Source organism: Imhoffiella purpurea (assembly GCF_000585215.1).
GTDB lineage: Bacteria > Pseudomonadota > Gammaproteobacteria > Chromatiales > Chromatiaceae > Imhoffiella > Imhoffiella purpurea.
In genome coordinates this window covers 25,908-47,121 of record NZ_AONC01000040.1, presented here as the reverse complement: position 1 = coordinate 47,121, position 21,214 = coordinate 25,908, and the positions used below count along the sequence as shown (strand labels likewise).

Here is a 21,214-nt window from a genome sequence, read left to right as displayed (position 1 = left end):
CGGCGCCTGTCGTCCAGTCCTGATGGGCCGGGCCGCCCGTGACGGGCGGCCCAGGCCCGCTTCAGGCCGTCAGGCGGCCTTGGCCGGCACGGGCAGACCTAGCCACTGCTCGTAGAAGGTCTCGATGTCCGGCTCGAAGTCGTGGATGACCGGATACCAGGGTGTCGGGGCCTCGATGTCGTGCATGACACCGCAGCTGGGGCAGTAGTATTCGCGATAGACCTGCCATTGGGTGTCGGGGGCCATGAGGTTGGGATAGACCTCCGCCATCGCCTCCTCCGTGTCCCGCACGTAGATGTTGGCGTGCAGCTTCCAGTTGTCGCTGTGATCGCAGAACGCATGCCCGCAATCGCACTTGACGATCCATCGCTGGTCCTCGGCGGACTGCACGATATAGAGGTGCGGCCCGAGCGGCAGGAGGATGCGGTCCGGCCAGTCCACCTTGGACTGCAGGACCTCGAGATACTGGGTGAAGCGCTCCCGATCCTTCGGCATGGACAGCATGCGCATGGTGGTGTCCCAGTCGAGCTTGCCCTCGACCAGATGCTTGACCTGTTCTTTGGTATAGGTAGACATCGGATGACTCCTGAGTGCGGTTGATCGACGCTTGGGGGAACGGCCTATTCGTCCACCAGCCTGACGGTATTCACGTCGGGCAGCAGGGACAGGTCCATGCGGTAGGTGGATCCGTAGGAGGGAACGCCGAGCTCGGCCTCGGTCAGGCTCCAGTCGTCCGGCAAGCTCCAGAACGCCTTGAAGGTGGCGAGGAATTTTTCGGAAAGCCCGAAGCTGGTCGCGAACATGTGCCGCACCTGCAGTGAGGCGTGCTTGGTGATGATGCGTTCGCGCTCCTCCTTCATCCAGTCGCGGGTCGGCATCGAGCGCGCCAGCCGTTCCTGACGCATCGCCGCGCGCCGCCGCTCGGTTTGGGCCGCGTCGACGCTCCAGATTCCGCCCGCGTCCTGGTCGATCACTGCGCCATAGACCTTGCGGGCATACTCCGGCAGCAGGCTTCCCTGGTTGAGATCCTGGGAGATCGCCTCCGGGTCGCGGTCGAGTGGGTCGCCGAAGCCCGGACCGCCGCGCAGATAGTTCAGATAGAGGTCGTAGTTGGCGTAGCAGTCCTCGGTGGTCATGCACTGCTGATCGCGCTTGATCCTGGCCGTGGCGTCGATGTGATGCTCGTAGTCCGGCCGGTCCGGGTTGGTGTCGGCGCCGAGCGGGAGCGAGTCGCCGATCGCGATGCGCTCCTTCAGCCCGGTGTCGTGCGCCTCGAAGCGGTAGCCGGTCGCCGAGGGGTAGCCGCCCATCAGACCCCAGTCCGAGTTCATGAAGCCGTTGCCCATGAAGAACATGGTCCAGTCCTGCGCCTTCCAGACCATGCGCAGGGTCTCGAAGCCGCAGCCGCCGCGGTACTTGCCGTAGCCCCCGGAGTTGCACTTGACGTTGCGTCCGAGATAGAGGAGCGGCTCGGCCATCTCCCAGATCTCGATGTCTCCCATGTCGCCCTCCGGGTTCCAGATGGCGGCGGCGTGATTCAGTCCGTCCTTGATGGCGCTGGCGCCGGTGCCGCAGGAGCTGGCCTCGAAGCTGTTGACCGCGTGGATCTCGCCGTCCTGGTTGATCCCGCCGCCCTGCAGCCAGTTCGAGGTGTTGGCGTTCCCGGCGTTGACCTCCTCCAGATAACCGCGTGCGAAGTAGGCCTGCGAGAGCCCGCGCCACATGGCGCTCCAGCCCGAGACCAGGAAGTGCCAGGCATAGGCGTGCCCGGTGCGGCGGTCGTCCGGGTTCATCCAGGTGCCCTTGGGCAAGCGGAACTCGGTGCCATAGTAGGCGCCGTCGTTGATGCGCTGGGTCGGCACCAGGGTCTGGGTCATCATCACCCAGATGCCGCTGGTGAAGGCGACCTGGTTGGCGTTGTAGCTGTGCCAGCCCCAGCGGCTCGCGCCCTCGAAGTCCAGCCGCCAGGAACCGTCGCCACGGATCTCCATCTCGACCGGCGAGTGCATGATGGTATCGAGCTTGGCGAAGGCCGAGGGGGTCTGAACGTCGGGGTGGTTGTAGGGCACGTCGACGAAGGCGACCTTGCGGTACTTGCCCGGCAGGGTCATCGCCTTGAGCCGGGTCTGGAGCCCGCGACGCCCCTCCTCGATCACCTCGAAGGCGAACTGCTCGTAAGCGTCGGCCCCTTCCTCGGCGATCACCTCCTCGACCAGATCGCGGATCATGTGGCAGCCGGCGATGCGGGTGCGCTCGTCGAGGATCCAGTACTTGGGCGTGCGCACCGAGCGCTGCGACTCGTGCACCCAATCCTTCAGCAGGCGATCCTTGACCCCGGTCTTGCGGCAGGTCACCTGGTAGCCGTCGCCGAAACGCTGCACCTGGCCGGTCGACATGGAGCCGGGCGTGACCGCGCCGGTGTCGATGACATGGGTGACGCCGCCGACCCAGCCGACCAGCGTGTCGCCGGAGAAGATGGGCACGATGGTCATGATGTCGCAGGGGTGGACGTTGCCGATCGAGCAGTCGTTGTTGGTGAACATGTCACCGGGCTCGATGCCGGGATTGGTCTCCCAGTCGTTCTCGATCATGTATTTGATCGCCGCGCCCATGGTGCCGACGTGGATGATGATGCCGGTCGAGGTCAGCACGCAGTCGCCCGCAGCATTGTAGAGAGTGAAGCAGAGTTCCCCCTCCTGCTCGACGATCGGGCTGGCCGCGATCTTCTTCGCGGTCTCGCGGGCATGGACCAGGCCGCCGCGCAGCTTGGAGAAGATCTTCTCGTAGCGGATCGGGTCGGCCTCGCGCAGCTCCAGGTGCTCGAGACCGTTGTAATGGCCGTTCGCCTTGGTGCGCGCGAGAATCCCGTCGCGGAATTGCTTGAGCGTCTGGCCGTTGCCGAGCAGGCCCTGGCTGTTGTCGAGTGCGATCTTGGCGGGTTGATTCATGGTGGGACTCCTCATTTGACTTCGCGCAGGTGGAACAGCCGGTGCTTGTCGATCAGGGTCTCGAAGCCGTCCGGTACGACGAAGGTCGTGGCGTCCGATTCGATGATCGCCGGACCGCGCACACGGTTGCCCGGCAGGAGCGATTCCATCTTCCAGACGGTCGCGTCGATCCATGTCTTGTGGCGGTAGAAGGGGCGGGAGCCGATTCGGGCAGCCGCCGGGGGGATGGGTCCGGCCTCCTCGTCCTCCGGCAGCGTCGGCTTCTGGGTCGCGACCAGCCCGCGCATGATCGCCCCGGTGACGCTGAAGCCCAGCTCGGGCGAGCGCGCGGAGCTTGCATAGACGCGGGCGTAGGTGTCCTCGAAGGCGTCGACGATGCGGTCCCAGTCCTCGGCCGCAGCGGCAGTGCCGACCGGGGAATCGATCTCCAGGTCGTTGAGCTGCCCCATGTACTGCATGCGGTAGCCGGGGCGCAGGATGATGTCCTGGGGCGCGAAGCCGTTGATGACGAATTCCTCGACGACCTTTTCGGCCAGTTCGTCCCAGGCGGCCTGAAGCGTCGCGCAGGCGGCGGCCTTGTCCGCATCCGCCGCGAGCTGCGGCAGCGCCACGTCCACGCTCTTGTCGTAGCGGTACTCGAAGTCGGCGCAGGCGCAGCCGAAGGCCGAGAAGCCGGCCGCCCAGGCGGGCACGATGACGTCCTTGAAGCCGACGCCCTCGGTGTAGCCGTAGGTATGCACAGGTCCCGCCCCGCCATAGGAGAAGCAGATGAAGTCGGTCGCGCTGTAGCCCTTGGCGCTGATGTTGGCGCGCAGATACTCGCGCAGTTGCAGGTCGAGCAGCTCGATGACCCCGGCCGCGGCATCCTCGACCGAGAGCCCCATGGGGCCGGCGATCTGCGCCTGGATGTGATCCCGTGCGCGCTGCACGTCGAGCTGGATGGCGCCGCCGAGGAAGTTCTCCGGGTTGAGGTAGCCCAGCACCACGTGGCAGTCCGTGACCGAGACGGTATCGAGCCCGCTGTCGGGCCAGCAGGTGCCGACGCGATAGCCGGCGCTGTCCGGACCGAGCTTGATGGCGCCGCTGTAGGGGTCCAGGCGCACGAAGCTGCCGGCGCCCGCGCCGACGGAATCCATGGCCACCAGGGGCAGCGAGAGCACCAGCCGGGCCATATCCGGGTCGGAGGCGATGGCGAAATTGCCCTTGGTGATGAGCGCCATGTCGAACGAGGTGCCGCCGATGTCGGAGCAGGCGATGTTCTCGTAGCCGAGGGCCTCGCCCAGCAGCTTGGAGCCGATGACGCCGCCGATGGGGCCTGACACGATGGTGCGCGCGAGCTCCTTCGCCTTCCAGCTGATGGTGCCGCCGTGCGTCGCCATCACCCGCAGATCGAACTTGGCGCCGTGCTTGCGGAAGCGCTCGCTGACCTTCTTCAGCGTCTGGCGCGAAGGCTCAGCCGCATAGGCCTCCAGGATGGTGGTGTTCATCCGGTGGCTCTCCTTGCGCTGCGGGTAGTAGTCCACCGAGGCGAACACCGGGATATCCACGCCCAGGCGGGCCAGCTCCTCGCGGCAGAGGTCGCGTGCACGCAGTTCGCTCGTCTCGTTCTTGTGGGATTGCAGGAAACAGATGGCGATGGCCTTGGCCCCGGCCTCCACCAGCTCGCGGGTCGCCCGGCGGACCTCGTCCTCGCGCAAGGGAATGACGATCTCGCCCTGAACGTCCGTGCGCTCCGTCACCCCGCGCGTCCGCGACAGAGGCACCAGCGGCTCGTCATAGCGGTGGGTGTTGAGATGGAGACGGTCTTCCAGCGCGTAGCCGAGATAGCTCTGGATCGCCCGCCCCATCGAGTGGACCTGCTCGAATCCGCGATTGACGATCAGACCGACCTCGAGCCCCTTGCGCTGGACCACGCGGTTCAGCATCGCCGTGCCGGAATAGACGCAGGTCACCAGCTCCGGGTAGACCGCATCGACGTCCCGGTCCCAGTGTGCGAGCGCGTCCTGGGACGATTCCAGGATCGCGAAGGACTCGTCTCCCGGATTGCTTTGCGCCTTGCCGACGACGAAACGTCCGTCGCCGCGCACGAAGAAGGTGTCGGTCATCGTGCCCCCGGCATCGATGCCCATCACCTCGACTCTGTGGTTGGGTGCTTGCACTCTGGTTCCTCCTCGAATGTGTCGTGGCGGACGGATCTGGCCGTCCGCTGTAGGCAGGCTGCGCTTGGTGTCGCGCCCGCCGTCTTCTACACAAACCTCATGCCATCCATGCGCATGCAGAACAACCAAATGAAACAGAAGAGGTTTTTTATTATTCGAGCGACCGGCCGACAGCGAAATCCCGTCCGGAGATCGGACGCTCGCGTCCGCAGCATGGAGTGGAGCTGAACGCGGCGCGAACCCGGCGGCATCCCTGACAGAGTGACAGACCATGAGTACGCGCTATTCGCCTGAGCTGAAAGCCAAGCTGATTGCCAAGATGCTGCCGCCGCAGAGCGTGCCGGTACGCGAACTGGCCCGCGAGACGCAGATTCCCAAGGACACCCTCTACAGCTGGCGCTCGCGTGCCCTGAAGGCACGCCAAGGCGCCCAAGAACATCTCAGCGGCGGACAGGCCGAACGCAGCAGTCGCGAGAAGTTCGCCATCGTGCTGGAGACGGCCACTCTTGATGAGGCGCAGCTGAGCGCCTATTGCCGCCGCCAGGGGCTCTATGTCCACGAGATTCTCGCCTGGCGCACCGCCTGCGAGCAGGCCGATGCCGCTGGATCGGCGCCCGTGGATCGCACCAAGGCCCGTGCCGATCAGCAGCGTCTCAAGGCGCTCGAGCAGGAATTGGCGCGCAAGGAGAAGGCGCTGGCCGAGGCGGCGGCCTTGCTGGTGCTCCAAAAAAAAGTCCGTCATTTGCTGGGCGACGCGGAAGCCTGATCGACGTGGAGCAGCGGCACACCGTGAGCACCTGGATTGAGGAGACCTGCGCCGCCGGAGCGCGCCTGAAACCCGCCTGCGAGGTCGTGGGGGTGTCGGTACGCACACTGCAGCGCTGGCGCGGCGAGGATGGCATCCAGGCCGATGCCCGCGCGGCGGCGGCCCAGGAGCGCACGCCGGCCAATCGCCTCAGCGAAGCTGAGCGTTCCACGATCCTTGAGGTCTGCAACAGCCCCGAATTCGCCGATTGCCCGCCGAATCAGATCGTTCCGGCGTTGGCCGATCAGGGGCGCTACATCGCCTCGGAGGCGAGCTTCTACCGCGTGCTGCGCGCGCATGACCAACTTGCCCACCGTGGCAAGACCCGCGCGCCCAGACACCGCCGTCCCGAGCCTCTGGCAGCGACGGCGCCCAATCAGCTGTGGAGCTGGGATATCACCTATCTGGCCACGACCCTCAAGGGGAGCTTCTTCTATCTCTATCTGATCTTGGATGTCTTCAGCCGCAAGATCGTCGGCTGGGAGGTCTTTGCCGAGGAAAGCAGCGCGCACGCCGCCACGCTCTTCGAGCAGACCCACCGGCGCGAAGACGTCGCCCCCCGAACCCTGACGCTGCATTCCGACAACGGCGCACCCATGAAGGGCGCCACCATGCTGGCCACCCTCCAGCGCCTCGGGGTCGTGCCCTCCTTCAGCCGACCTGGCGTCAGTAACGACAATCCCTACTCGGAGGCGCTCTTCAAGACGCTCAAATATCAGCCGACCTTTCCCAGCCAGCCCTTCGAGGATCTCGAGCACGCCCACACCTGGGTCGCCGGATTCGTCGACTGGTACAACGAGCACCATCGCCATAGCGCCCTGAAGTTCGTCACACCCGGGCAGCGCCATCGGGGGGAAGACCAGCGCATCCTGGTCGACCGGGCGCGGCTCTATGAGACCGCCCGGGCGCAACATCCCAAGCGCTGGAGCGGAGCGACCCGCACCTGGGAGCCCGACGCCGTCGTGCTCCTCAATCCCGGAAAACCGACGTCAAAGAAGGAGGTCGACAGCCTGCACAACGACACCTGAGCGACGCGACATCTTTCTTGACAACGACCGAGATGGTCGCCCCAGAAACCAGCGTGCAGCTCGGTGACCTGATCGCCGTGTCAGATCCAGATCAGGGGGCCGAGTGGATGGGCAAGGTGGTCGGCATCAAGCATCAACTGGAGGCGGGGGCCGCACCGACGATCTTGACGATCAGGAGGCCGATCAATGCCTAGTTTTCCGCTGCAGGAGCTGCGCCGGCTACTGCGTCCTGACACGCCCAAGCGGGGCGTCGTCTCGCGGGTGTCGGGTCAACGGGTGCAGGTGGCCACCAGTGGTGGCATCGTGGCCGCGATGGCGGGCACATCGGCATTGGCGGTCGGGCAGCGCGTCACATTGCGCGACGGGATTGTCTATCCGGCACCGGTGGCTGCAGTGAATTATCCATTATGAGCCAGTGCCAAGCGAAGCGCAAAATCACAAGCCAATGCGCAAATGACAAACGGATCGCAAATCAGTGCCAAACCACGCGCCTCGCCACATTCACACCTTAGGCATGCGAGGGATCGCTTCAGGGCTTATCGGCAGGTGACACTAGAGGTGACACCGCAGGGCGCGATTGAGGCCAATCGAGGCGATCCATGCGCCTTAACGCAAACATAAGTTATTGAAATATGGTGGGCCGTGTAGGATTCGAACCTACGACCAAGGGATTATGAGTCCCCTGCACTAACCGCTGTGCTAACGGCCCGGAGATGTGGCATCTTGGCGCCATCCATGGCGCGGCGGGGGTCACTCCGTGTCGAGGAAGCTTCTGAGTTTATCCGAACGGGTCGGATGACGCAGCTTGCGCAGGGCCTTGGCCTCGATCTGACGGATGCGCTCGCGGGTGACGTCGAACTGCTTGCCGACCTCTTCGAGGGTGTGGTCGGTGTTCATGTCGATGCCGAAGCGCATGCGCAGGACCTTGGCCTCGCGCGAGGTGAGGCTGGCGAGCATGTTCTGGGTGGCCTCGCGCAGCCCTTCGGCTGTGGCGGAGTCGAGCGGGGAAACGACGCCGGAATCCTCGATGAAATCGCCGAGATGCGAGTCCTCGTCGTCGCCGATCGGGGTCTCCATCGAGATGGGCTCCTTGGCGATCTTGAGGACCTTGCGGACCTTGTCCTCGGGCATGTCCATGCGCGCGGCCAGCTCTTCCGGGGTCGCCTCGCGGCCCATCTCCTGGATCATCTGACGGGAGATGCGGTTGAGCTTGTTGATGGTCTCGATCATGTGCACCGGGATGCGGATGGTGCGGGCCTGGTCGGCGATCGAGCGGGTGATGGCCTGGCGGATCCACCAAGTGGCGTAGGTCGAGAACTTGTAGCCGCGGCGGTATTCGAACTTGTCGACCGCCTTCATCAGGCCGATGTTGCCTTCCTGGATGAGGTCGAGGAACTGGAGGCCGCGGTTGGTGTATTTCTTGGCGATGGAGATGACCAGACGCAGATTGGCCTCGACCATCTCCTTCTTGGCGCGGCGGGCCTTGGCCTCGCCGATCGACATCTTGCGGTTGACCTCCTTGATCTCGCCGATGGTGAGGATGTTCTCGCGCTCGATCTCCTGCAGCTTGCGCTGGGCGCGGCGGATCTCGGGGGCCAGCTCTTCGAGCCGTGTCGCATAGGCATGACCGCTCGCCAGGAGCTGATCGAGCCACTCGGAATTGGTCTCGTTGTCCGGAAAGGTCTCGATGAAGTGCTTGCGCGGCATACCGGCCTGGTCGACGCACTGGCTCATGATGAGACGTTCCTGAGAACGGATCCGCTCGATGGTGCCACGCAGGATTTCGGCGAGTTCCTGAAAGACCGGCGCGACCAGCTTGAACTCGAGGAAGACCTCGGAGACGGCGGCCATCGCCTCTTTGGATCGCTCGTGATCGCGACCGAACTCCTCGAGCGCTGCGCGCAGAACCTCATAGCGTTCGCGCAGAAGCAGGGCACGGCGCGCGGCCTCTTCCGGATCCGGCCCGGTGTCCACGACCGCCGGGGTGTCGTCGTCATCGTCGCCGTCGGAATCCTCATCCGAGTCGCTGTCGTCATCGGACTTCGCGGCGACCACCTCGGTTTCCGGCTGCGAGGCGACCGGCAGATCGGCCTCTTCTTCCTGATCGTTGAAGCCGGAGATGACGTCGGTGAGACGCGCCTCTTCGCGCTCGACGCGATCGAAGATCTCGATGAGCTTTTCGATCGAGCGCGGGTAGACGGACAGCGCGGTCAGCACCTGGGTCAGACCGTCCTCGATCCGCTTGGCAATCATCAGCTCGCCCTCGCGGGTCAGGAGCTCGACGGTTCCCATCTCGCGCATGTACATGCGCACCGGGTCCGTCGTCCGACCGAATTCGCTATCGACCGTCGCCAGCGCAGCGGCCGCGGCCTCCGCGGCCTCGTCGTCGGACACCGCAGAATCGCTCAGGGTCTGATCCACCACATCGGGAGCGGTCTCCTGGACCATGATCCCCATATCGTTGATCATGCGAACGATGTCTTCGATTTGATCAGTCTCGACAATACCGGGCGGCAGGTGATCGTTGACCTCGGTATAGGTCAGATAGCCCTGCTCTTTACCCTTGGCGATCAGTTGCTTCAGCTGAGACTGTTGCTGTTCTTGATCCATGGGATACCTTAGAATCGGTGCGGCGGATAGCGGCTCGAAAAGCGAACTCCGCAGTCTAGCATAATTTCAAGCGTTCCCACCAATAGATATAGGCGGGATTCGCACTTCCAACCGCGGATGGCCATCGGAACGGCCTATACTCCAGACGGTCACAAAATAGATAGTAGAAATCGAACAAAAAACCAGTTGCCGAGCAAGGGTCATCCGTTTCACTCCTCGCGCCGCACGCGGACGTTCTGCAGCGCGCGCTCCAATCGAGCCCGCTCCTCGGGCGACCAGTCGGCCGTGCTGCGCTGATTGAAATGCCGGCTGCGCTCCGCCCTGTCGGCCTCGTCGCCCAGCCGCGTCAAGGCGCCGACCAGATCGGCGCCCACGTCTTCCTCGGCGATGTCCCGGAGAAAGGGGGCGACACTCAGACGCTGGAGATAGGCGAAATGCGGATGCTCGCGCCAACGCTCCAGCAGCGCCGCCTTGTTGAGGTCCGGGGCCGCAGCGAGCATCTCCAGCAGCTCGACGAGCACCTCCGCTCCGGGGCTCTCGGAGCGGCGCCAGCGATCGTCCGTCATCGCCAGAACGCGCGCGGCCAGGTCGGGATGATCGAGCAACAAGGCGATCGACTGCGCCACCAGACTGAGCCGCATCGGCCGCATCGGATCGGACCGACCGCGTCGGCGGCCCGCCCATGATCCCGGCTTGGAGGGCTGACTCAGACCCGCCAGGTTAGACAGCCGATTGGCGATCAGATCCCGATAGAGACCCGCCGGCATCCGTTCGAGCAGCGGCTTGGCGAGTCCGCCGAGCCTGGCCCGCCCGTCGAGACTGGTCATGTCCACCTGCTCGGACAGGTGATCGAACAGGAATTCGGACAAGGGGGCAGCGCCCTCGATCAGCCGCGTCATTCCCTCCGCGCCCTCGCGACGCACCAGGGTGTCCGGATCGTCGCCCTCGGGAAGGAACAGGAAGCGGATCGACTGATGCCCGGTGACCAGCGGCAAGGCCGTCTCGAGCGCCTTCCAGGCGGCCGAGCGTCCGGCACGGTCGCCGTCGAAGCAGAAGACGAGATCCGGAACCGTGCGCAGCAATTGCTGCAGGTGCTCCGCAGTCGTCGCCGTCCCGAGCGTCGCCACGGCATTGGTGATGCCGAACTGGGCCAGGGCGATCACATCGAGATAGCCCTCGACGATCAGCAGCGCACCCAGCTTGCGGTCGGCCTGCTGGGCCTCGAACAGACCGTAGAGTTCGCGCCCCTTGTGAAAGACGGGGGTCTCCGGCGAATTGAGATATTTCGGCTTGCCGTCCCCGAGCAGGCGCCCGCCGAAACCGATGACCCGCCCCCGGCGATCGCGGATCGGGAACATGATGCGGTCGCGGAACCGGTCGTAGCGGCGGCCGTCCTGCTCGGCGAGCAGACCGACCGTCATCAGCTGCTCGCGGCGCTCGGCGGTCGCGCCGAGCCTCGAGAGCAGGAAGTTGTAACCCGGCGGCGCATAGCCGATCCCGAAGGTCGCGGCGATCTCGCCGCTCAGACCACGAGACTTGAGATAGGCGACCGCAGGCTCGGACCGAGCCGGGTCGCGCAACTGCTGACGAAAAATCTCCGATACCTGCTCCAGCAGCCCATAGAGCGGTCCGTTGTCCGGCCCGGAGGGCTGCGCCTGGCCGCTCGCGGGTATCGTCAGCCCCGCGCGCTGGGCCAGCTCCTCGACCGCCTCGCGGAAGGGGAGGCGATCGTACTCCATCAGAAAGCCGATGGCGGTGCCGTGGGCCCCGCACCCGAAGCAGTGATAGAACTGCTTGTCCGGACTGACCGTGAAGGACGGAGTCTTCTCGTCGTGGAAGGGGCAGCGGGCCTGGTAGTCCTTACCCGCCTTGCGGAGCTGGAGACGCGAACCGATCAGATCGACGATGTCGGTCCGCGCGATGAGATCGTCGATGAACTCGGGTGGAATCCGGCCAGACATGATCGCCGGGCGGACGGCATCAGCCCCCGAGGCGCTGCTTGACCAGGGCGCTCACGGCACCCATGTCGGCGCGGCCCTGAACCTGGGGACGCAGCACGCCCATGACCTTGCCCATGTCGCTCGTGGCGGCGGCGCCGGTCTGGGAGACGGCGGCATCGACCAGCCCGGCGATCTCGGCCTCGCTCAGTTGCGCGGGCAGATAGGCATGGATGACCCCGATCTCGAAACGCTCGACGGCGGCCAGATCCTCGCGGCCGGCGGACGCGTACTGGGCGATGGAGTCGCGGCGCTGCTTGACCATCTTGTCGAGCACGGCGAGCACCTGAGCGTCGTCGAGCTCGATGCGCTCGTCGACCTCGCGCTGCTTGATCGCGGCCATGATCAGACGGATCACGCCGAGCTTGTCTTTCTCGCCCGCCTTCATGGCGGCCTTCATGGCATCCTGGATGTGCTGCTTGAGCATGAGTGAACAACTGGGATCGGGCCGGTTGGAGGGACGAACCGACCGACATGTTAGGGTTTGAGACGAAGAGGAATCGTCTTGGACACGACGAGGGCGCGACGTGGCTGGCTGGATCGCGCACTCACCGACGAAATCTACGCGGGAGGCCGCCGGCTGCCGGCCATCGCCCCGCATCTCCGACCGATCGGTTCGACCGTCCGATCAGTAAGGACGCTCCCAGCGACGCGATTCGCGCTGCAGCTTCTTCTGGTGGCGCTTGACGGCGGCCGCCTTCTTGCGCTTCCGCTCGGAAGTGGGCTTCTCGTAGAACTCACGACGGCGAACTTCGGCAAGCACCCCTGCTTTCTCGCAGGAACGCTTGAAACGCCGCATGGCGACTTCGAATGGCTCGTTTTCTTTGACGCGAACGCTGGGCATAGAGAGTCCTTTGCTTCTCCGGGTTGAGGTTGATCAACGGTAAAAAGATCGCCAATTATAGCGAGCAATCAGTCTTGATTGCAAAATGGAATTTCATCCTCGTCCATATCGCCATCCCAAGATGGCGACGCTTGGGTATATGATGCCGCGCCAGTTTGGTCATGAGGTCGGTCGAATGCGTGTATTGGGTATCGAGACATCCTGCGACGAAACGGGTGTCGCCATCTACGACGGGGAGCAGGGGCTGATCGCGCACGCGGTCTACAGCCAGATCGGGATCCATGCCGAGTACGGGGGCGTGGTGCCCGAACTCGCCTCGCGCGACCATGTCCGCAAGACCCTGCCGCTGATCCATCAGGTGCTCGAGGAATCGGACACGGCAGCGGACTTGATCGACGGCGTCGCCTACACCGCGGGCCCGGGTCTGATCGGCGCCCTGCTGGTCGGAGCCGCCCTCGGACGCAGCCTGGCCTGGTCCTGGGGATGCCCCGCCATCGGCGTGCATCACATGGAGGGACACCTGCTCGCCCCGCTGATCGAGACGCCGGCACCCGAGTTTCCCTTCGTTGCGCTGCTGGTCTCGGGCGGACACACCCAGCTGGTCGACGTCGCGGGGATCGGGGAGTACCGCGTCCTCGGCGAGTCGCTCGACGATGCCGCGGGCGAGGCCTTCGACAAGACGGCCAAGATCCTCGACCTCCCCTACCCCGGCGGCCCCGAGCTCGCCAAGCTCGCCGAGCGCGGCGATCCGGAGCGCTTCCGCTTCCCGCGCCCCATGACCGATCGGCCCGGGCTCGAGTTCAGCTTCAGCGGACTCAAGACCTTCGCCCTCAACTGTCTGCGCACCGAGCTTGCGCGCGCCGAGGATCCGAGCCAGACCCGGGCCGACATCGCCCGCGCCTTCGAGGAGGCCGTCGTCGACACCCTGGCGATCAAATGCCGGCGCGCCCTGCGCGAGACCGGACGGCGCAGGCTCGTCCTCGCCGGGGGAGTCAGCGCCAACCGGCGGCTGCGCGAGCGCATGAACGCGGCCATCGCCGCGGACGGCGGCGAGACCTATTATCCGAGACCCGATTTCTGCACCGACAACGGCGCCATGATTGCCCATGCCGGCTGGCATCGGCTCCGGGCCGGCCAGCATGAACCGCTCGCATTCAAACCCAGGGCACGCTGGCCGATGGAGCAGCTGCCCCCGCTCTAGCCGGACGTCGAGGGCTCCAGATTCGCGAGCGGCAGGGTCAGGTGGAGCTCGGCGCCCTCGGTCGCGCCCGGTTCCGCCCAGAGACGGCCGCCGTGCGCCTCGGCGATGGAGCGGCTGATCGCCAGCCCCAATCCGAGACTGGAATCGTTGGTGGACTCGAAGATGTCGAACACGGCATCGTGGCGCCCCCCGGGGATTCCGGGCCCGGTATCCTTCACCACCAGCCGAACCTCCCGATCGCCCCGGATCACCTCGACGCGCACCTGGCGCCGCTCGGACCCGGCCGCCTCCATGGCCTGAATGGCATTGCAGATGAGGTTGACCAGCACCTGCTCGATCTGGACCGGATCGACCAGGAGTTCCGGCAGATCCTCGGGCACCCGATACTCGAGCGTCACCTTGTGATCCGTGGCGAACCACTGCACCAGGGCGAAGGCATGCGACACCACCTGCCCCAGCGAGGCCATCACCTTGTGCATCTTGCGTCCGCGCAGAAACATCCGCAGACGTTCCATGATGTCTCCGGCGCGCTGGATCTGACCGTCGATCCGGCCGATGACGTCCACCAGCCGTTCGGGATCGGCGTTGGGCCCCTGGGCCAATTGCCCGGCGGCGCTGCAATAGAAGGTCGCCGAGCTCAGCGGCTGCAGGATCTCATGGATCAGGGAAGAGGCCAGAATGCCGACCGCATTGAGTCTGGCGACCTGGGCCAGGACATCGCGCGCGCGACGCGCCTCCTCCTCGGCCAGCCGCCGCTCGGTCACGTCCACATAGGCGACGACGGCCCCCTCGGGCTCGCCGTCCAGCGCGACCGCCCGCATCAGGAACCAGCGTCTGTGCCGATCCCTGTGGCTCGCGTATTCGACGCTGTATCCGGAACGCTCGCGTCGCAGGACCTGCCAGATTCCACGGGTCGCATCGCCACCCGGATGGGCTCGATCGAAGCCTCCCGACGACGCCTCGCGGGATGCGCCCGGGCCGATCGCATCGCGCAGATTGTCCGACACGCCGCTCTCTTCGGCCAGCTCGCGCCAGGCGCGATTCACGGCGAGGATGCGGCCGTCGCGGTCCAGCACCGCGATCTGGGACGGCAGAGCATCCAGGACCGCTTGACGCAGCTGTTCGCTGGCCTGGCGCTCGCGCTCGGCCTCGTATTCGGCCGTGATATCGAGCAGGACCGTCAGACATTCGGGCCCGGACCGGGCATCCCGCCGCACCGAGCACAGACGCGCCACGCGCATGCCGCCCGAATGGGCCAGATGCAGGACCAGATCGCAGAGACTGTGCGAAACGTCCGACTCGGCGAACACATCGTCGAGATGACAGCGAAACCCCTCGCGCTCGGAATCGGCGATGAAGTCCAGAAAGGAGACCCCTTCCAGCTCGGCGGTCGGTCGCCCGATCAGGCTGGAGGCCGTGAGATTGAGCGCCAGAATCCGCCCCTCCGGGCCGAAAACGACATAGCCGACCGGCGCCTCGTCGAACAGACGGGCATAGTGATTGCGGGACAGCTCCAGCGCCTTCTGGGCCTCGCGGAGGTCGCGCCCCTGGATCTCGAGCTCGACCTGATGGCTCTGCAGATCGAGCAGCATGCAGCGCTGGGCGTCATTGGCATCGTGCGCGGCGCCCAGGGCCGACACCAGCGCATCGAACTGGGCCTCCAAGGCCCCGCGATCGAGGCTGTGCAGCTCGTCCAGGCCGAAACCATCGGGTACGGGTACCCGCGACCCGGAATCCGCAGCCTTATCGCTCATCGAAGCCCTCCGCAAATTGCTTTACCATCCCGAGCGGACTCCGAGCCCGCTCGCGTCTATCGAGTATAGCGATCCGCTCGCTCTCTGGCCCCGCAGGCGCCCGCTCCCTTCCGGTTTCGCGGCCCGGAGCATCGACGAGGACATTGGATCAACGACGACAACGAGACGAGGACAGCCAAGATGACCGACGTCTACAGGCAAACCAGCTCGACATCCTGGTTCGGGCGACTGGGTCGCTCGATGAAGGGCATCCTGTTCGGCGGGTTGCTGGCGATCGCCGCCTTCCCGCTCCTCTGGTGGAACGAGGGCCGCGCGATCGACCGCACCCATACCCTGGAGGCGGGACGCAGCGCCGTGATCTCGGCAGCCGCGGACGCGGTCGATCCGGCGCACGAGGACCGGCTGATCCACACCAGCGGCCTGGCGACCACGGACGAGATCCTCGAAGACGCGACCTTCGGCGTCGCCGTCGAGGCGCTGCGCCTGAGACGCAGGGTCGAGATGTATCAATGGCGGCAGCACAAGAGCACCTCGACCAGCCGCGGCTCGGGTGGCACCGAGGAGACCGAGACCACCTACAGATACGACAAGGAATGGGCCGATCACTGGATCGACTCAGGCACCTTCGAGTACCGCGCCGGCCACGAGAATCCGAGCCGGATGCCGTTCGGGTCGGAGGACTACGAGGCATCCGAGGTGACGCTCGGCGCCTTCCGGCTGGGCAAGGACTTCGTCGATCAGATCGACGCCTTCGAGCCCTATCGACCGACGGAGACGGCCGCCGTACCCCCGGGTTTCGAGCCCTATGGCGACGGCTACTATCGCGGCACGCCTCAGAGTCCCGAGATCGGCGACATCCGGGTGCGGTTCGCGAGCGTCGGTCCCACGACCGTCAGCCTGGTCGGCAGACAGGTCCTGGACGGCATCGAGATCGCGCACATGCCGAAGGGCACCATCTCGCTCCTGGAGCTCGGACGGGTCGACTCCGAAACCATGTTCGCCAAGGCGCTGGACGCCAACGCGGCGCTCACCTGGGGGCTGAGGTTCGCCGGCATCCTGCTGCTGTGGATCGGGCTCAAGATCGTCCTCGAGCCGCTGCGCGTCCTGGCGGACATCGTCCCGCTCGTCGGAGGCATCGTCGGGGCGGGAACCAGCCTCGTCGCCGGGCTCGTCGCCCTCTCGCTCGGCTTCGTCACCATCGCCGTCGCCTGGATCTTCTATCGTCCGCTGCTGGCGGGAGGACTGATCGCGGCGGCCCTGGTCCTGCTCGGATTGAGCGCCTTCAAGATCAAGCGCGCCGAACCGGTACCCGAGGCCGCCGGGCCATCCTGATCGCGGGATCGGACAGGACCGGCCGCGGGCCGACTCATTCGCTCGGGCGGCCGGTCAGTCGGCCCTCGGTGCCGGCGACCAGATTGCGGATATTGCTGCGATGACGCCAGATCAGCAGACCCGTGATGATGAGCTGCATCCCGATCAGCGTCTTGTCCGCCCAGAACAGCCAGACGAAGAGCGGCGCGAGGGCCATGGAGATGAGGCCCGAGAGCGAGGAGATCTTGAGCACCTTGGCGACGAACAGCCAGACCGCCGCGACGCAGAGCCCGATCGGCCAATAGAGGCCGAACTGAACGCCGAGCGCCGTCGCGACACCCTTGCCGCCGCGGAAGCCGAAGAAGACCGGATACAGATGCCCGATGAAGGCCGCGAGTCCGACGCTGGCCAGAACCGCTGGCCCGGCCCCCAGCAGGTGGGCGACCAGCATGGGCACGAGACCCTTGAGGCTGTCGCCGACCAGGGTGATGGCGGCCGGCTTCTTGCCGCCGATGCGCAGCACGTTGGTCGCGCCCGGGTTGTTGGAGCCCTGGGTGCGCGGATCCGGCAGCCCCATCAAGCGGCAGACGATGATGGCGCTGGAGACGGATCCCAGCAGATAGGCGGCGATGGTGAGTAGAGTGGCGGTGATCATGGTGCGCAATTGGACCCGCGAAGCCGCTTCAGGTCAAGATAGCTATCATCGAATCCTCGAATCGTCACAGAAGCACCCGGAGTACCGCCTTGGACATCGTCTTCATCCAGGGTCTCGCCATCGAGACCACCATCGGCATTCACGACTGGGAGAAGCGGATCCGCCGACCGATCGTCCTGGACCTGGAGATGGCGAGCGACATCGCCCGCGCCGCCGCCTCCGACCGGATCGAGGATGCGCTCGACTACGATGCCGTGACCCGGCGGCTGAGACAGGAGGTGAGCGAGAACGGCGCCGAGCTGGTCGAGACCCTGGCCGAGCGCTGCGCCGCGATCCTGCGCGAGGAGTTCGGGATCCCCTGGGTCAGACTGAGACTCAACAAACCCGGCGCGGTCGGCGAAGGGGTGAACGTGGGGGTCCTCATCGAGCGCGGCGTGCGCCCGGAAGGCAGCCTGCCCGGCTGAGACCGGAGTCCGGCACCGACCACCGGATCTCAGTCGCTGGAACCCAAGCCGATCCGCAGGAGCTGATCGACCAGATCGCCGGTATCTCCGGTCCGTTCTTCCTGCTCGGCCGGCGTCCAGGAATAGTCCGTCTCGAGCCGATAGGAACCGAGAAAGGCATGGGGCGGCGCCCCGCCCCATTCATCCGGCGACAGCATCGAGAAGAAGCTCTTGCCGCTGGCACGACGATAGAGGTGGTAGGTCTTGCCGGGGATCCGCTTGAAGGCGCATTCGGCGCGGTTCAGCACCTGCTCGTCGCGCGCCTCGTCCAGCACCTTGCGGGCCTCCTGCTGCAGCAGGGCGATCTGATCGGCGATGACGCGCAGCTTGGCCCCGGTCCGCGCGCTCAGCATGGACTCCGCCTTGGCAACCTCCGCGGACAATTCGCCCGTATCGAAGGACGGGGCCAGCCGGCTGACCGGATAGGGTGAGGCGTGGGCGTCGCCACGGTGGAGGATTGCCTTGTCTTGCTCGCTCATTGTCCTTCGCTCGTTGTGTTCGGATTCGGAAAACGGCCCGGCACGAACCCCGACCAGCCTACCAACATCCGTCGCTCCACGACATTCTATCCAACCACGATCAGGACCATCGAGACCCACATGCCCCTGCAAGACAGCCACACAGCGAACGAGACCGACACCTTCGAGGAAGAGATCAGCGCCCGTCTCCTGGAGCGCATCCGTGCCGAGATCGCCCGAGCCGGCGGGTCACTGCCATTCGATCGCTTCATGGACCTGGCGCTCTATGCCCCAGGTCTGGGCTATTACGTGGCCGGAAGCGAAAAATTCGGCCCCGGCGGGGACTTCGTCACCGCCCCCGAGATCTCCTCCCTGTTCGGACGCTGCATCGCCAACCAGTGCGCCGAGGTCCTGGAGCGGATTCCCCGGGCCGACATCCTCGAATTCGGTGCCGGCAGCGGCGCACTGGCGGTACAGATCCTGGGCCGCCTCGAAGAGATCGACGCCCTGCCCGATCGCTATCTGATTCTGGAACCGAGTCCCGAGCTGCGCGAACGTCAGCGGGATCGCATCCGCCAGCAACTACCACGGCTGATCGATCGTTGCACATGGCTGGACGGGCTCCCAGAGCGCATCCAGGGCGTGGTGGTCGCCAACGAGGTGCTGGACGCCATGCCGGTGCACCGTTTTCGGCTGGACGACTCGGGCGAACCGCTGGAGATCTGCGTCGGCGAGTCCGACGGCCTCCTCACCGAGAGCGCGGCCCCCATCCGCTCGCCCGGTCTCGCGGACCGCGTCTGGGCGCTTCAGGCCGAGGGTCTCGCCCGGACGCCCGGCTACGCCTCGGAGATCAACCTGCGACTCGGCCCCTGGCTGTCGGCGCTCTCGGAGCGGCTCGAACGCGGACTGGCGCTGCTGATCGATTACGGCTACGACCGCTCCGCCTACTATCAGCCCGACCGCTCCATGGGCACCCTCATGTGCCATTACCGTCACCAGGCGCACGACGATCCCTATCGACACATCGGACTGCAGGACATCACCGCCCATGTCGACTTCACGGCCGTCGTCGAATCCGGCTTGGAGGCCGGATTCGAACTGGCCGGCTTCACCACCCAGGCCCATTTCCTGATCGGATGCGGAATCGACCGGCTCCTGAGCGAATCGCCCGACGCACTGGAACAGACGCTGGCCGCCAAACAGCTGCTGCTGCCCACCGAGATGGGCGAGCGCTTCAAGGTGATGGGTCTCGACAAGGGGATGAGCGAGTCCTGGCGCGGATTCTCGGTCAGGGATCTGAGCGATCGGCTCTGAGCCCTCGGCGAACCGAACGCAACTGGTTCCAGGGCAGGCGAAAGGCGAGCAGAACCAGCAGTATGGCGCCGTAGAGGAGCGGCTCGCGCAGATCGGCCTTCACCAGCCAGAGATAGTGCAGCACGCCGAGCGCCGCGATGACGTAGACGGCGCGATGCAGCTGGGTCCAGCGCCGACCGAGCCGGCGCATCCAGCCCCGGGTCGAGGTCGCCGCCAGGGGAATCAGCAGCAGGAAGGCGAGAAAGCCGACACCGATATAGGGCCGCTCCAGAATGTCCTCGAGGATCGTCGACCAGGCGAGTTCGCGGTCGAGCCACAGATAGACCGTTAGATGCAGGACGGCGTAGAAGAAGGCGAAGAGCCCCAGCATGCGCCGCAGGCGGATCGGCCAGGCCAGCCCCGTCAGGCGTCGCAGCGGCGTCATGGCCAGGGTGACCAGCAAGAGTCTCAGCGCCCAGTCCCCCGTCCCGTGCAGCAGCGTCTCGACCGGATTGGCTCCCAGCGATCCCGCGACCGCCTCACGGACCATGATGCCGAAGGGCGCGAGACAGGCCATGAAGAGCACGACCTTGGCGGCCCTCAGGATCCATTCGCCCCGGCGCCCGGACATTTCAGAAATACCGCCTCAGATCCATGCCGCTGTAGAGACTCGCCACCTGTTCGCCATAGCCGTTGAAGGGCAGCGTCTCATGCTTGCGGGCGAACAGCCCCTCGCCGATGACGCGGTGCCGCTTCTGGCTCCAGCGCGGATGGTCCACCGCCGGATTGACGTTGGCGTAGAAGCCGTATTCGTCGGGCTGCATCCTGTTCCAGGTCGCCGGGGGCTGACGCTCGGTGAAGCGGATGCGGACGATCGACTTGATGCTCTTGAAGCCGTATTTCCAGGGCACGACCAGTCGCAGCGGCGCCCCGTTCTGATTCGGCAGCAGCTCGCCGTAGAGTCCGGTCGCCAGGATGGTCAGCGGATGCATGGCCTCGTCCATCCGCAACCCCTCGCGGTAGGGCCATTCGAGCACCGAGCGGCGCTGACCCGGCATTTGGTCCGGATCCAAGAGCGTCTCGAAGGCGACATAGCGGGCCTTCGAGGTCGGCCTGAACCGCTTCAGCAGATCGCCGAGCGGGAAACCGACCCAGGGCACCACCATGGCCCAGGCCTCGACGCAGCGCAGCCGGTAGACGCGCTCCTCCTGGGTGAAACCGGACAGCAGGTCCTCGATCCCGATCTCCCCGGGCGATTCGCAGGCGCCGTCCACCACCAGGGTCCAGGGACGCGTCTCGAGCGTCCCGGCGTTGGCCGCAGGGTCGGTCTTCTCGGTCCCGAACTCGTAGAAATTGTTGTAGTGGGTGACGTCGTCCAGACTGGTCGGCTTCTCGTCGGTGCTGAGAGGGCTGGGCCGCGGATTCGGGATCCGCTCGCCACCGGCGGTCTCCGAGGCAGCCTTGGCAGAACGCATCAGCAGAGATCCGCCCCCCATCATCAGTCCTGCCCCGGCAGCGGCCGCCTTGATGATTTCACGGCGTCGGCGATAGATCGCGGGCGGAGTGATCTGGGACGAAGGAATGTCCGCGGGTCTTTTGATCAGCATGGGCGGTCTCCAGAAGGGACGAGCGAGGTCGTCGTCGAGTC

18 protein-coding genes, 1 tRNA gene and 1 pseudogene are annotated in these 21,214 nt (G+C 65.7%); 7 read left to right on the top strand and 13 right to left on the bottom strand.

Annotated features, from left to right (window positions below):
* Positions 1-69 precede the first annotated feature (69 nt).
* From D779_RS13295 to D779_RS13285, 3 genes are read right to left on the bottom strand one after another with little or no spacing between them, the layout of a single operon-like run.
* Positions 70-576: an acetone carboxylase subunit gamma gene (locus D779_RS13295; protein WP_043754796.1), complete on the bottom strand. Its 507-nt coding sequence runs from the start codon at positions 574-576 to the stop codon at positions 70-72.
* Between the two features lie 44 nt (positions 577-620).
* Complete coding sequence (locus D779_RS13290; protein WP_052348139.1) at positions 621-2,948, bottom strand: hydantoinase B/oxoprolinase family protein; 2,328 nt, start codon at positions 2,946-2,948, stop codon at positions 621-623.
* Between the two features lie 11 nt (positions 2,949-2,959).
* On the bottom strand, positions 2,960-5,107 hold the full coding sequence (locus D779_RS13285) for a hydantoinase/oxoprolinase family protein (RefSeq protein ID WP_198295716.1): 2,148 nt from the start codon (positions 5,105-5,107) through the stop codon (positions 2,960-2,962).
* 271 nt (positions 5,108-5,378) lie between these two features.
* Between D779_RS13285 and D779_RS13275 the strand changes: the two are divergent.
* The 3 genes and pseudogenes from D779_RS13275 to D779_RS21735 all read left to right on the top strand — a co-directional run bounded on the left by D779_RS13275 (position 5,379) and on the right by D779_RS21735 (position 7,351).
* Positions 5,379-6,940, top strand: a pseudogene (locus D779_RS13275) (IS3 family transposase).
* A gap of 17 nt (positions 6,941-6,957) precedes the next feature.
* Positions 6,958-7,134 carry a hypothetical protein gene (locus tag D779_RS22285; RefSeq protein ID WP_157726400.1) on the top strand — a complete coding sequence of 59 codons (177 nt, stop codon included), beginning with the start codon at positions 6,958-6,960 and terminating at the stop codon, positions 7,132-7,134.
* Entirely contained in the window at positions 7,127-7,351 is a 225-nt protein-coding gene (locus D779_RS21735; RefSeq protein WP_081763505.1) for a hypothetical protein, read from the top strand. Before D779_RS22285 ends, D779_RS21735 begins: the two co-directional genes overlap by 8 nt.
* Positions 7,352-7,573: 222 nt before the next feature.
* Here D779_RS21735 and D779_RS13270 read toward each other — a convergent pair.
* The 5 genes from D779_RS13270 to rpsU all read right to left on the bottom strand — a co-directional run bounded on the left by D779_RS13270 (position 7,574) and on the right by rpsU (position 12,391).
* Positions 7,574-7,649 (bottom strand) — tRNA-Ile (locus D779_RS13270).
* Positions 7,650-7,690: 41 nt separating this feature from the next.
* Positions 7,691-9,550 (bottom strand): RNA polymerase sigma factor RpoD, encoded by a 1,860-nt coding sequence (gene rpoD, locus D779_RS13265; protein WP_043754792.1) that lies wholly within the window; start codon positions 9,548-9,550, stop codon positions 7,691-7,693.
* 209 nt (positions 9,551-9,759) lie between these two features.
* Positions 9,760-11,511, bottom strand: coding sequence for a DNA primase (dnaG, locus tag D779_RS13260; protein WP_043754791.1), 1,752 nt, complete (start codon positions 11,509-11,511; stop codon positions 9,760-9,762).
* Positions 11,512-11,530: 19 nt separating this feature from the next.
* Complete coding sequence (locus D779_RS13255; RefSeq protein ID WP_043754789.1) at positions 11,531-11,974, bottom strand: GatB/YqeY domain-containing protein; 444 nt, start codon at positions 11,972-11,974, stop codon at positions 11,531-11,533.
* Between the two features lie 201 nt (positions 11,975-12,175).
* On the bottom strand, positions 12,176-12,391 hold the full coding sequence (rpsU, locus tag D779_RS13250) for a 30S ribosomal protein S21 (RefSeq protein ID WP_007041206.1): 216 nt from the start codon (positions 12,389-12,391) through the stop codon (positions 12,176-12,178).
* Between the two features lie 175 nt (positions 12,392-12,566).
* Between rpsU and tsaD the strand changes: the two genes are divergently transcribed.
* Complete coding sequence (tsaD, locus tag D779_RS13245) at positions 12,567-13,592, top strand: tRNA (adenosine(37)-N6)-threonylcarbamoyltransferase complex transferase subunit TsaD (protein ID WP_043755021.1); 1,026 nt, start codon at positions 12,567-12,569, stop codon at positions 13,590-13,592.
* Here the strand turns inward: tsaD and D779_RS13240 are convergent.
* Positions 13,589-15,346, bottom strand: coding sequence for a PAS domain-containing sensor histidine kinase (locus D779_RS13240; RefSeq protein WP_052348124.1), 1,758 nt, complete (start codon positions 15,344-15,346; stop codon positions 13,589-13,591). The two genes, tsaD and D779_RS13240, sit on opposite strands and share 4 nt — an antisense overlap.
* A gap of 180 nt (positions 15,347-15,526) precedes the next feature.
* Between D779_RS13240 and D779_RS13235 the strand changes: the two genes are divergently transcribed.
* A complete protein-coding gene (locus D779_RS13235) occupies positions 15,527-16,678 on the top strand; it encodes a TMEM43 family protein (protein WP_043754787.1) in 1,152 nt (383 codons plus the stop codon).
* Positions 16,679-16,712: 34 nt separating this feature from the next.
* Here the strand turns inward: D779_RS13235 and plsY are convergent, their stop codons facing one another.
* The gene (gene plsY / locus D779_RS13230) at positions 16,713-17,312 is read right to left on the bottom strand and encodes a glycerol-3-phosphate 1-O-acyltransferase PlsY (RefSeq protein ID WP_043754785.1); all 600 of its coding nucleotides are present in this window, start codon (positions 17,310-17,312) and stop codon (positions 16,713-16,715) included.
* Between the two features lie 89 nt (positions 17,313-17,401).
* Between plsY and folB the strand changes: the two genes are divergently transcribed.
* Positions 17,402-17,776, top strand: coding sequence for a dihydroneopterin aldolase (folB, locus tag D779_RS13225; protein ID WP_043754783.1), 375 nt, complete (start codon positions 17,402-17,404; stop codon positions 17,774-17,776).
* Positions 17,777-17,805: 29 nt separating this feature from the next.
* Here folB and D779_RS13220 read toward each other — a convergent pair whose 3' ends face one another.
* Entirely contained in the window at positions 17,806-18,294 is a 489-nt protein-coding gene (locus tag D779_RS13220; RefSeq protein ID WP_043754781.1) for a DUF2452 domain-containing protein, read from the bottom strand.
* 120 nt (positions 18,295-18,414) lie between these two features.
* On the opposite strand from D779_RS13220, the gene D779_RS13215 reads away from it, so the two are divergent.
* Positions 18,415-19,587 carry a class I SAM-dependent methyltransferase gene (locus tag D779_RS13215; protein ID WP_043755016.1) on the top strand — a complete coding sequence of 391 codons (1,173 nt, stop codon included), beginning with the start codon at positions 18,415-18,417 and terminating at the stop codon, positions 19,585-19,587.
* Here D779_RS13215 and D779_RS13210 read toward each other — a convergent pair.
* On the bottom strand, positions 19,562-20,197 hold the full coding sequence (locus D779_RS13210; protein ID WP_043754779.1) for a protein-methionine-sulfoxide reductase heme-binding subunit MsrQ: 636 nt from the start codon (positions 20,195-20,197) through the stop codon (positions 19,562-19,564). The genes D779_RS13215 and D779_RS13210 overlap by 26 nt on opposite strands.
* Before the next feature lies 1 nt (position 20,198).
* Positions 20,199-21,173, bottom strand: coding sequence for a protein-methionine-sulfoxide reductase catalytic subunit MsrP (gene msrP / locus D779_RS13205; protein ID WP_043754777.1), 975 nt, complete (start codon positions 21,171-21,173; stop codon positions 20,199-20,201).
* Positions 21,174-21,214 lie beyond the last annotated feature (41 nt).

Coding starts and splice junctions, on each gene's coding strand:
- D779_RS13295 (WP_043754796.1), bottom strand. CDS start 576: ATGTCTACCTATACCAAAGAACAGGTCAAGCATCTGGTCGAGGGCAAG.
- D779_RS13290 (WP_052348139.1), bottom strand. CDS start 2,948: ATGAATCAACCCGCCAAGATCGCACTCGACAACAGCCAGGGCCTGCTC.
- D779_RS21735 (WP_081763505.1), top strand. CDS start 7,127: ATGCCTAGTTTTCCGCTGCAGGAGCTGCGCCGGCTACTGCGTCCTGAC.
- rpoD (WP_043754792.1), bottom strand. CDS start 9,550: ATGGATCAAGAACAGCAACAGTCTCAGCTGAAGCAACTGATCGCCAAG.
- dnaG (WP_043754791.1), bottom strand. CDS start 11,511: ATGTCTGGCCGGATTCCACCCGAGTTCATCGACGATCTCATCGCGCGG.
- D779_RS13255 (WP_043754789.1), bottom strand. CDS start 11,974: ATGCTCAAGCAGCACATCCAGGATGCCATGAAGGCCGCCATGAAGGCG.
- rpsU (WP_007041206.1), bottom strand. CDS start 12,391: ATGCCCAGCGTTCGCGTCAAAGAAAACGAGCCATTCGAAGTCGCCATG.
- tsaD (WP_043755021.1), top strand. CDS start 12,567: ATGCGTGTATTGGGTATCGAGACATCCTGCGACGAAACGGGTGTCGCC.
- D779_RS13240 (WP_052348124.1), bottom strand. CDS start 15,346: ATGAGCGATAAGGCTGCGGATTCCGGGTCGCGGGTACCCGTACCCGAT.
- D779_RS13235 (WP_043754787.1), top strand. CDS start 15,527: ATGACCGACGTCTACAGGCAAACCAGCTCGACATCCTGGTTCGGGCGA.
- plsY (WP_043754785.1), bottom strand. CDS start 17,312: ATGATCACCGCCACTCTACTCACCATCGCCGCCTATCTGCTGGGATCC.
- D779_RS13220 (WP_043754781.1), bottom strand. CDS start 18,294: ATGAGCGAGCAAGACAAGGCAATCCTCCACCGTGGCGACGCCCACGCC.
- D779_RS13215 (WP_043755016.1), top strand. CDS start 18,415: ATGCCCCTGCAAGACAGCCACACAGCGAACGAGACCGACACCTTCGAG.
- D779_RS13210 (WP_043754779.1), bottom strand. CDS start 20,197: ATGTCCGGGCGCCGGGGCGAATGGATCCTGAGGGCCGCCAAGGTCGTG.
- msrP (WP_043754777.1), bottom strand. CDS start 21,173: ATGCTGATCAAAAGACCCGCGGACATTCCTTCGTCCCAGATCACTCCG.